2 protein-coding genes are annotated in these 1328 nt (G+C 66.6%); both read right to left on the reverse strand.

Going from position 1 to position 1328, the window contains the following annotated elements:
• Nucleotides 1-763 (reverse strand): agmatine/peptidylarginine deiminase (locus tag ACIRS4_RS37235; protein ID WP_404204557.1); only part of this gene is annotated, 763 nt, incomplete at its 3' end.
• Between the two features lie 106 nt (nt 764-869).
• Nucleotides 870-1328: agmatine/peptidylarginine deiminase (locus tag ACIRS4_RS37240; protein ID WP_404204559.1), on the reverse strand; the 459-nt coding region annotated here is incomplete at its 5' end.

A 1328-nucleotide genomic window follows, 5' to 3' on the forward strand; every position in this document is an offset into this window, starting at 1 on the left:
TGACGTCGTAGTCGAAGGAGTCGGTGTCGGTGTCCAGCCCCGCCACGACCACACCCGGCCGGGCGAAGCGGGCGTAGAAGTCGGTGTGCCCGTCGGTGATGTCATGCCCCTTGATGCCCGGCAGCCAGATGATCTTCTCGAGTCCGAGCAGGTAGCGCAGCTCGTCCTCGACGTCCTTCTTCTTCCAGCCCGGGTTCCGATTGTTGTTGAGCACACAGCTTTCGGTGATGATGGCGGTGCCCTGACCGTCGACCTCGATCCCGCCGCCCTCGAGCACCAATTCGGCCGGCAGGGACTCCACCCCCGCCGTGCGGGTGACGAAGTCGGCCACCTTGCGATCCTGCCGGGCCTTCTGTTTCCCGCCCCAGCCGTTGAAGTTGAAATCGACCGCGGCCATGCCGTTCTCGCCGTGTACGAAGACCGGTCCGGTGTCACGCATCCAGATGTCGTCGAGCGACGCGGGGATCAGGTCGACACGGGGATCGGTGAGCAGGCGGCGGGCCAGCTCGAGGTCCTCGGGGCGGACCACCACCGAGACCGGTTCGAATCGCGCGATCGTCAGCGCGATCCGCGCCAGATCGTGCTGGACCTGCGGCAGCAGACGTCTCCCCCACACCGCCTCGTTCGCGCCGAAGGCCATCCAGGTCCGCCGGTGCGGATCGCCTTCCTCCGGCATCGACCAGCGGCGGCCGTCGTCCTCGAAGTCGCGCGAATCTCCCAGCAGGCGGCTCAGCGCACCGCTCGCGAATCGGCCTATACCCATGCTTTCTCTCCCGTAAATTCCGAAAGCCCCGCACACCGACTCTAATCTTGACTGAAAATTCAGCCAACACGGCGCGCGGGACGGCCTCAGCGAGCCCGCAGGTGGTCTAGTCCACCGGTTCCTGCTGCGTGGTGCAGTGGATGCCGCCACCACCCCAGGCGATGCCGTCGATGTTCACCTGCACGATCTGCCGGTTCGGGAACAGCCGGGCCAGGGTGGCCTTGGCAGCCGAATCCGCTTCGGCGTCACCGAATTCCGGGGCGATGACCCCGCCGTTGCAGACGTAGAAGTTGATGTAGCCGGCGGCGAAGTCCTTGGTCTTGTACTCGGGCCGGACCTGGGTCGGCGCCTTGATGACCTCCACCTGCACCTGGCGGCCGCGCGCGTCGGTGGCCGTCTTCAGGATCTCGAGGTGGCGCTTGGTGACGTCGTGGTCGTAGGACGTCGGGTCGGTGTCGAGCGCGGCCACCACCACCCCGGGCCGGGCGAAGCGGGCATAGAAGTCGGTGTGCCCGTCGGTGATGTCCTGCCCCGCGATGCCGGGCAGCCAGATGATCTTCTTCAG

The sequence above is a fragment of the Streptomyces sp. NPDC101166 genome, from assembly GCF_044768125.1.
Classification (GTDB): Bacteria; Actinomycetota; Actinomycetes; order Streptomycetales; family Streptomycetaceae; genus Streptomyces.